The sequence below is a fragment of the Flaviflexus sp. genome (assembly GCF_041440645.1).
Classification (GTDB): domain Bacteria; phylum Actinomycetota; class Actinomycetes; order Actinomycetales; family Actinomycetaceae; genus Flaviflexus.
In genome coordinates, this window is the sequence record NZ_JASDVN010000003.1 from 1 (window position 1) to 8,861 (window position 8,861).

An 8,861-nucleotide genomic window follows, 5' to 3' on the forward strand; every position below is an offset into this window, starting at 1 on the left:
AGAAATAATGGAAATCAAGGCACAAGCCTAGGAACAAAACCCGGGGCACTTCAATGAACCTGCTTGGCCTTGCTCAGTCACAGTTCAATTGGCCTGTAGAAGTGCTTTGGTCGGCAGCATTTCTGCTACCGACCAATTGGCGGAGGGTGGGGGATTCGAACCCCCGATACGGGTTCGCCGTATAACGGTTTTCAAGACCGTCTCATTCGGCCGCTCTGACAACCCTCCAAGCCACCTCATCATACTAGCCACGGCGCAAGCATGCACATTGCTGACACAATGGTGAAATGGGAAACAGGATGCTTGCCGTCACCGATTCGTCCGACCTGCAGCTCATTGAGCAGCCGATCCCGGAACCAGCCGATGGCGAGGTCGTCATCAAAGTGGATTTCGCCGGAATCAACCGGGCCGACCTCAGCCAACTAAAGGGCACCTATCCGCCGCCACCCGGAGCCAGCAATATCCTCGGCCTCGAAGTATCCGGCCACCGGGTCGATACGGGCGAGCGGGTGATGGCGTTGCTATCGAGCAGCGGGTACGCCCAGTACGTGGCGGTTCCCGAAGGGCAGATCATGACGGTCCCGGAGTCGGTGGACCAAGCGCAGGCGGCCGCCGTTCCCGAATCACTAGCCACGGCCTGGTCGAATCTCGTTGACGTGTTGAAGGTCGATGTCGACGAAACTGTCCTGATCCAGGGCGGATCCGGATCCTTGGGAACTTTCGCTGTTCAGCTTACTCGGGAGCTCGGTGCCAACGTCATCGCGACCGCAGGAGGACTGGAGCGATGCCAACAGGTTGAATCCCTAGGTGCAACAGCCATCGATCACCGGTTGGATGGTTTGTCGGACCGAGTGAAGGAACTGGCTCCCGAGGGAGTGAACGCCATCCTCGACATCGTTGGATCCGATGTCGGTGACATGGTCCCCCTGCTTCAGCGGGGAGGCCGCATCGCCATCATCGCCCTCCAAGGCGCAACAACGGCGACCGTTCCGGTTGGCCTGCTCATGGTCAAGAGACTCAGCATCTTTGGAACCACGCTGCGAAGCCGCCCATCCGAGGAGAAGGCCGCAATCATTTCCGCATCATCTGACTTCGCCATGGAGAGGCTGGCCGATGGCAGGATCACTCCCATCGTCGACAGCGTCTTCCCAATCTCCAAGGTCGCAGAAGCCATCGAACACGTGGAGCACGGTTCGCCCTTCGGCAAGGTCGTGCTGGACCTCCGGGAACTGAACTGAAAAGGTCTGTCTGGCCGCAATTGAGCGAGAGACTTTGTAGGTGGTGAGGCGTCTTGTTGACATGGGGCGAGGCCTCAGGCTTTATCAGCCGGTTCTGCCGGTCCCACCTGGAAAGAACCTAAGCCTCACCTAGAGAAGGAGATCGTCCTAGAGGAGGTTCTCGAGGACGATGGCGAGACCATCATCCTCAACGGATGCGGTCTTTGCATTGGCGGCGTCGTGCACCTTGCCGTTCGCATCACCCATGGATACACCGGTTCCCGCCCATTCCAACATCTCGATGTCGTTATTGCCGTCACCGACGGCAAGGATCGAGCTGATGGGAAGGCTGTACTGACGGCGGAGCTTCTCGAGAGCAGTCGCCTTCGTGACGCCCTCGGGGGATATGTCGAGCCAGGCGGTCCACCCGATCGCGTACTCGACACCGTTGAGCCCGATCTCGTCAATCCGGTGCTGGAGTTCTTCGGCGCTGAGATACGGTGCGCGCACCGTGAGCCTCGTGGCGTCGTTACCTGCCAGCTTGTCGACCGGGGTCACGACCGACTCGCCCGTGAGCTCACCGGCCGGGAAGTGTGCCGATACTCGGCGGGGACCCCAGGCGGGCTCCACCGCAAGAATCGCTTCGGGAATGTTGGCGTTGACGATCTCGATCTCCGTTGCCGGATTGAACGTGACGTAGTCGAGCAGTCGAGTGCCTGGGGTGAGTTCCGGCTCGTTCGCCTTCGAGTCTCGTGCGAACGTGAGGGCGCCATTGGCGCACACGGAGATCCCGTCGGGAAGCTCCAGCTGCTCCGCAACCAGCATCATTCCGTCCACACCTCGTCCCGTTGCGAGAACAACGTGGGTTCCGAGCTCGAGATGTGCGTGGATGGCCTCCTTCACCCGTGGCGAGAGCGACGTGTCGTGGCCGATCGTTGTGCCGTCAAGATCGAGGGCAACAAGGAGCTCTGGACCCGCCGGGGGCAGTCCAGACATCGAGCTATTCAGCCGCGCCTTGTCCGCGGCGTTGAATTCAGTCTTCACTGCGGTGCGATGACCTCGCGTCCACCCAGGTAGGGGCGGAGGCCTTCCGGAACGTAGAGGCTACCGTCTGCCTGCTGATGGTTCTCGAGGATCGCGACGAGCCAGCGCGTGGTGGCAAGCGTGCCGTTCAGGGTTGCCACGGTCTGGGTCTTGCCGTCGATGCGCTCGCGTACTCCGAGGCGCCGAGCCTGGAAAGTCGTGCAGTTCGAGGTCGACGTGACCTCCATCCATCGTTCCTGGCTGGGAAGCCACGCCTCGCAGTCGAACTTGCGGGCTGCGGAGCTACCAAGGTCGCCAGCTGCCGTGTCGATGACGCGGTAGGGGAGCTCCACCTTGGCAAGCATCTCCTCCTCCATGGCAAGTAGATTCTGGTGCTCTCCAACCGCCCCATCGGGAGTGCAGTACGAGAACATCTCCACCTTGTTGAACTGGTGGACGCGGATGATGCCGCGGGTGTCCTTGCCGTAGGAGCCGGCCTCGCGGCGGTAGCAGGTCGACCAACCCGCGTACCTCTTCGGGCCGCTGGACAGGTCAATGATCTCGTCCGAATGGAGTCCGGCGAGAGCCACCTCGGACGTACCAACCAGGTACAGGTCGTCAGCGGGCAGGTGGTAGATCTCGTCCGAGTGGGCACCGAGGAAGCCGGTGCCGGCCATGATCTCCGGCTTCACCAGGGTCGGGGTGATCGTCAGCTTGAAACCGTTGGCCTCAGCCAGGTCGGCGGCGGCGGTCAGCATGGCGAGCTCGAGGCGGGCGCCGATGCCGGTGAGGTAGTAGAAGCGCGATCCGGACACCTTCGTACCACGAGCCATGTCGATCGCGTCAAGACCCTCAGCGATGTCGAGGTGGTCCTTGACCGGGAAGTCGAACTCGCGAACGTCACCGACGTGCTTGAGGACCTCGTAGTCGTCCTCACCGCCGGACGGAACACCGTCGAGAACGATGTTGTTGATGCTGGAGGCGACGCGCTCGTACTCGCTGTTCGCATTTGCTGCGATCTGCTCAAGTTCCTTGACCTTGGCGGACAGCTCCTGGGCCTGCGCGAGGATCGCGGGACGCTCCTCAGGGCTTGCCTTACCGACGGTGCGAGAGAGGGCCTTCTGCTCTGCGCGGGTTTCTTCGGCGAGCTGGAGGGTGGAACGGCGGGACTCGTCTGCCTGCAACAGGGTGTCAACAAGAGATTCATCAGCGCCACGTGCTCGCTGCGAGGCCTTCACTGCCTCAGGGTTTTCCCGAACAAAGCGAATATCGATCATGCACCTAGTCTAACGCGCACTGTATCCTTTCGATATGTCCTGGGAATCATGGGTTGCGATTGTCGCACTACTTGTCGCGCTGACAGCGCTGTATCTGACCTTTCGTAACCGACAGCTCATTGCCTCGCTCTCGAACCGCCGCATGAGCACGGAACATCACGTCCGTGACGAGGGTGGCGAGAAGAAGGACGGCGTTCCCGTCACGGTGATCTTCAACCCCTCGAAGAGGATCGATGTTGCCGAACTCAAGCGACTTGTCGAAGCACGAGCAGCCGAAACCGAGTACGGAACTGTCACCTGGGTGGAAACCACGGTCGAGGATCCTGGTCTTGGTCAGGCACGTCAGGCCGTTGAGGACGGTGCCGGGCTCGTCATCGCCGCGGGTGGAGACGGTACGGTGCGCGCCGTCGCTCAGGGTGTCGCAGGCACGGGGGTGCCCCTCGGCGTGATCGCACAGGGCACAGGAAACCTTCTTGCGCGAAACATGGATCTTTCGATCGTCTCCGTTGCCGACATGGTGAACTCGGCGTTTACGGGGCAGAACCACGCCATGGACATCGGCTACCTCTCCGCGGAACCCCTGACCGACAGTGAACTCGTTGAGGCCAAGTCCGAGGATCCGGAAGCAGATGTCGTACCCGAGGGTGAGCACGCCTTCGCCGTGATCGCGGGTCTCGGTTTTGACGCCGCCATGGTGGGCGACGCAGATTCGGACCTCAAGGCCAGGGTTGGCTGGGTCGCCTACGTGGCGGCTGCGGTCAAGAACCTCAAGGCGCAGAAGATCCACGCCGGTGTGACCGCGGGTGACGCCCCGCCGGTATCGATCGATGCTCGTTCCATCATGTTCGCCAACTGCGGGAAACTTCCCGGTGGCGTCGTACTCGCACCCGATGCTCGCCTCGACGACGGGTGGCTCGAGCTCGTAGTACTCGACACCAAGGGCGGGTTGGTTGGATGGGCGGACCTGGTCCGCCGCATGGGCCTCGCGGGCATCGGCGTCACGAACGATGGTCTGCCCTCCACCGGCACGATCGACATGAGGAAGACCCGCACGGCAACCGTCGCAGCCGACCACGCCACCCGAGTCCAGGTCGACGGTGACGTCCTTGGCTACGCCACCCACGTCCACGCACGCGTCGAACCGGGCGGCCTCCTCATCAGGTTCTAGCCGCCTCCCACAATGCCTGTGCCGTTTCCAGGATCCGGCACTGGCGTTGGTCTTGGCTTAGTCATAGTGAAGCCGGCTTAGACAGACTTAAACAGATTCAAGGTTGTAGCCCGCCACAATAGTGGCGGGCTACAGCACTCTCTTGATGTGAGTAATCGTGCTTAGTGCACGGTGCTTGGTCAGTTCAGGAGGGATGCGACCCAGCCGCGCGCCGAGGCAAAGTCCTGGTTTGCGGTGCCGGGGCGGAGCTTGACGGGCTTCTGCAGAGCGCTCGGGTATGAACCGAAGAAGCGAACGAGGGGGCTCGTGCGGTGCAGACCGATGAGGACCGCCTGTACCCTCTCATCCGCCACGTGGCCCTCGCAGTCGATGGAGAACTGGTAGCGGCCGAGAGAATCGCCGACGGGACGGGATTCGATGCGGGACAGGTTGACTCCACGGGTTGCGAACTGCTCGAGCATGGTGAGGAGCGCGCCGGCCTCGTCCGAGGGGAGCTGAACCTGAAGGGTAGTCTTGTCGGAACCCGTCGGTTCGGGAAGCGGAGTGTCCTCCGTTCCCACGCAGATGAAGCGGGTGACGGCATCGGGATTGTCGGCAACGCCCTCGGCAATGACGGTGAGCCCGTACTGTTCCGCAGACAGCGGGTTACACAGCACGGCATCGAAGTTCAGCGCACCATCGGCCATGGCCTTCGCCGCACCGGCAGTCGAGGTGGCGGGAACGTGGGAAGCTTCCGTGAGGTTCTCTGCGATCCAGTTCTGGCACTGAGCCCACGCGTGCGGGTGGGTGGAGATTCGCTTCACCTGATCGAGAGGAATGTCTTTCTTGGCCGCGAGAACGAAGGTGATGGGAACCAGCATCTCCGCGACGATGCGGAGGGTGCTTCCGTTTGAGAGGGAGTCGATGGTGGCGTTGACGCCGCCCTCAACCGAGTTCTCAATCGGCACGACAGCAAAGTCGGTCTCTCCCGAACGGACCATGCGGAGCGCTGCCGGCACATCAATGGCCGGAACATGCTCCTCTTCGTTCGTGGACAGCTGGGAAAGAGCCATGTGCGTGAACGTGCCACGGGGCCCCAGGTAAGAAAACCGCATGGTCCAATGGTAGTCCCCTCCACCACGGTCCACGATGTGGTGTTCTATATGATCGTCCCATGAGATCGTTTCGCACCATCAGCCTGCTCCTTCTGGCATGCCTGTGGACGATCGTCATTCCCGGCGCTCACGCACAAACATCCCAGACCCAAGAAGTAGACAGTCTAACCGTTTTCATTGGTACCGGGGGAGTGATGTGGGAGTACGTGAACGAAGAGGACACCCCCAATCTTTTCGCACTCTCAGGCGAATCCTCGATCGGGAACCTATCCGTGCGGGGCACCTATCCAGCGGCCTGCCCGGCCGACGGGTGGCTGACACTTGGCGCCGGTGAACGAGCCGGTGACGCAGTGGCCGATTCCGGCCGGTGCCGGATCCTGGAGGAGCCTGTGGATGGGCGGGTGCCCCACTGGGATGAGTACGTGGCGGCCACCGAATCCTCCAGCTACCAGCCAATCCTTGGGCAACTAGCGGACCTCACGAACGAGCGATCAACGCTAGCCGTGGGACCGGGAGCCGCCCTCGCACTAGCCGACGAAAACGGCCACGTGACGTCCTACGGAACTCTTGATGAGCTACCCGAGCTCCTAGACGACCAGGAGCTCGTCCTGATCGACCTTGGTGCAATCACCGAGAAGGAGCAGGTGGTCTTCGAGGATACGGATCCGCGAGCGACGAATGACCCAGGTACGGCGGCATTCATTGCCCCCGACTGGGACGAGGATCGAATCAGGAGCGAGCTGGGGGAGCTAGATGCGGAGCTCGGCCGAGTCCTCGAGATTGTGGAAGAGGAGATGCCCGGGGCGCGAATCATTGTCGCCTCGATCTCCGACTACTCCGCGACAGCCACAACCCTGCAGGTCATCATGGAACGCACCGGGGAACCCGGGCTCCTCACCTCGTCAACCACGCGCAGGGCCGGCCTCGTCAACAACACCGATCTCCTCCCAACGCTCGCCGATGGTCACGAAGGCCCCGGCATGGCAATCCAGGCGAGCATGGGCGGCACTGCCGAAGACAATCGCGATGCCGTGACCGAGTTCGACACGCTGTCACAGGCAATCAAGCCAGCCACGGGTTGGGTATTTGCAATGTGGGGGACGTTCTGGATTCTGACACTGCTCGCCACTCTCCTGCTCCGCAGAAGAAGGGCTGTGCACGGGGCTGCGCTCGCGGTTGCGAGCGTGCCAGCCTCAGCCGTCCTCGTGAACTTCCTGCCCTGGCACGAGTCAGCTCAATCGACAGTGGTTCTCTGTGTCGGTATCGCACTCCTGTCCACAGTCATCGGAACCCTTGCCCTGGTGACGGGGAAGCACGGCAGGACCATTCCCGCGGCAGTGATTGCTACAGTCACACTCGTTGTTTATCTGTGGCCCGTTCTCGTTGGCTCCCCCCTCGCACTCAATTCCGCCTTCGGTGCCCTTCCTGCTGTGGGTCGCTTCTACGGCATGAACAACATGATGTTCGCTATTGTCGCAGCCGCCGGTCTGGTCCTGGCTGGAGTTATTGCGGAACGAGTGCGGCCGAGAAACCGCGCCGCCCTGATCATCGCCATTCTTGGCGTGATCATCATCTTCATTGATGGTTCCCCCTGGCACGGAACGGACTTTGGTGGCCCACCGATCCTGACCGTGGCCTTCCTGTTCCTGGCGTTGCTGGTGTCTGGGCGGAAGCTCACCTGGCTCTCGGCACTCGGCATGCTCCTCGCGGGTGTTCTCGTGGCCGCCTCGTTCCTTCTTGTGGACTACCTGAGACCCCTTGAGGAACGCACCCACCTCGGTGATTTCGCGCAATCGCTGCTGGATGGGACAGCGTTTGATGTGGTGTGGCGAAAGGCGGGAGCGATGTTCGCGCAGTGGCCTCTCATGCTAGTCCTGGCCGTCGGTTTCCTCGTCTTCCTGTACGTATGGAAGAAAAAGGGACCGGCGCTACCATCCTTGGGTGGCTACAGACTCTGGCTCTGGGTTTCCATTTCCATCGCAATCTCCCTCGTCGGAGGCATGCTCCTGAACGATTCCGGCGCCATCATCGTTCTCGTGGGTGGCATGGTTGCGATCCCGCTCATTGCGTCGGTCCTCTACTTCGCTGGTCATCCCAGTTCGGCATCGACCACTCAGGCACGTGAACTGACAGATCCGTTCTGAACCAACCTCAGATCAAGGGACAGGCCCCAAGCAAAGGGAGTGGCGCCTCTCTGCTTTGTATATGTCGGGGCCTAGTAACCGTCGGGAACGGGACGGATCTTGTAGGCGCAGAATGGTTCGCCAGGGCGCTGCGTGGACGGATCAACGCGGTACTGCGAAGGAACTCGAACACCTCGGAGCCTTCTCATGTTCACGGCGAGAGCAACGTCGCGGTACTGGGCGGCGCGGTGCAACTGGCCGGAGAAGTCATTGCCGGTGGGGCGATGCTGCAGGTCGCAGGGAATCTCTTGGATGGTCTTGCCCGCGACAAGCATGTCGATCGTCATCGCTGTCTCAACACCCCACCCGCGCGCGAGGGGACGAGCAGTTTCGTAGGCATCGCGGGTCATGCAGCGCTGACCCGAGAGGGGCTGAGTTGGTGACCAGCCGGTCATGTTCGAAATCGCCTTCCGGGACAGGCCGGTCACGAGACCATGCCCGCCGGCACCCGCCTGCTTGGGTAGGACCGCGATCGTGCAGTCGACCGTACCATCGGCTACGGGGTCGACGAGGGGAGCGGTCTGAACGGCGGTTTCACCTAGGTCGGCGTCAATGAACATGAGGAGGCGGGGCTGCCTGCCCTCAGCGTCCCTCATGGCAACAACGGATGCTCCGGTTTCGATCGCGGAAGCCTTGCCCCTGTTCACGGGGTGTCGAACCACGGTGGCGCCCGCCGCTCGGGCGGCCGACTGAGTGTCGTCCGTCGACCCATCGTCGACCACGACAATGAGGTCAACGTGGGGAATAGCGCGCGCGGAACGGATGGTGGAGGCGATCAGGTCCACTTCGTCCTTCGCCGGAATGACTACAGCCACATGCGCACTTGAAGAGTTCACAAAGCTATCTTAACTGGCTCTTCATAATTGAGTGTGTAGCGGGCGTTTTGCGCGTCGTGGCAT

General features: G+C 61.7%; 7 protein-coding genes and 1 tRNA gene. 3 read left to right on the plus strand and 5 right to left on the minus strand.

The window, feature by feature from the left end; translation table 11 throughout:
- Positions 1-137: 137 nt before the first annotated feature.
- Positions 138-228 (minus strand) — tRNA-Ser (locus QMB98_RS00260).
- Between the two features lie 59 nt (positions 229-287).
- Here QMB98_RS00260 and QMB98_RS00265 point away from each other — a divergent pair.
- Entirely contained in the window at positions 288-1,238 is a 951-nt protein-coding gene (locus tag QMB98_RS00265) for an NAD(P)H-quinone oxidoreductase (protein WP_371683619.1), read from the plus strand.
- Positions 1,239-1,385: 147 nt separating this feature from the next.
- On the opposite strand, the gene QMB98_RS00270 is transcribed toward QMB98_RS00265, so the two are convergent.
- Together QMB98_RS00270 and serS are read right to left on the minus strand one after the other, a co-directional pair.
- Complete coding sequence (locus QMB98_RS00270) at positions 1,386-2,261, minus strand: HAD family hydrolase (protein WP_371683620.1); 876 nt, start codon at positions 2,259-2,261, stop codon at positions 1,386-1,388.
- Entirely contained in the window at positions 2,258-3,517 is a 1,260-nt protein-coding gene (gene serS / locus QMB98_RS00275) for a serine--tRNA ligase (RefSeq protein ID WP_371683621.1), read from the minus strand. Before serS ends, QMB98_RS00270 begins: the two co-directional genes overlap by 4 nt.
- Positions 3,518-3,551: 34 nt before the next feature.
- Between serS and QMB98_RS00280 the strand changes: the two genes are divergently transcribed.
- Entirely contained in the window at positions 3,552-4,685 is a 1,134-nt protein-coding gene (locus QMB98_RS00280; protein WP_371683622.1) for a diacylglycerol kinase family protein, read from the plus strand.
- A 179-nt stretch (positions 4,686-4,864) separates the two neighbouring features.
- Here QMB98_RS00280 and pheA read toward each other — a convergent pair whose 3' ends face one another.
- Entirely contained in the window at positions 4,865-5,779 is a 915-nt protein-coding gene (pheA, locus tag QMB98_RS00285) for a prephenate dehydratase (RefSeq protein ID WP_371683623.1), read from the minus strand.
- Positions 5,780-5,838: 59 nt separating this feature from the next.
- Between pheA and QMB98_RS00290 the strand changes: the two genes are divergently transcribed.
- Positions 5,839-7,923 (plus strand): hypothetical protein, encoded by a 2,085-nt coding sequence (locus tag QMB98_RS00290; protein WP_371683624.1) that lies wholly within the window; start codon positions 5,839-5,841, stop codon positions 7,921-7,923.
- Between the two features lie 71 nt (positions 7,924-7,994).
- Here the strand turns inward: QMB98_RS00290 and QMB98_RS00295 are convergent, their stop codons facing one another.
- A complete protein-coding gene (locus QMB98_RS00295; protein ID WP_371683625.1) occupies positions 7,995-8,777 on the minus strand; it encodes a glycosyltransferase family 2 protein in 783 nt (260 codons plus the stop codon).
- Between the last annotated feature and the right edge of the window lie 84 nt (positions 8,778-8,861).

Bases quoted from the DNA above. Each gene is read 5' to 3' on its own strand.
- serS (WP_371683621.1), bottom strand. From the start codon at position 3,517: ATGATCGATATTCGCTTTGTTCGGGAAAACCCTGAGGCAGTGAAGGCC.
- QMB98_RS00290 (WP_371683624.1), top strand. From the start codon at position 5,839: ATGAGATCGTTTCGCACCATCAGCCTGCTCCTTCTGGCATGCCTGTGG.
- QMB98_RS00265 (WP_371683619.1), top strand. From the start codon at position 288: ATGGGAAACAGGATGCTTGCCGTCACCGATTCGTCCGACCTGCAGCTC.
- QMB98_RS00280 (WP_371683622.1), top strand. From the start codon at position 3,552: ATGTCCTGGGAATCATGGGTTGCGATTGTCGCACTACTTGTCGCGCTG.
- pheA (WP_371683623.1), bottom strand. From the start codon at position 5,779: ATGCGGTTTTCTTACCTGGGGCCCCGTGGCACGTTCACGCACATGGCT.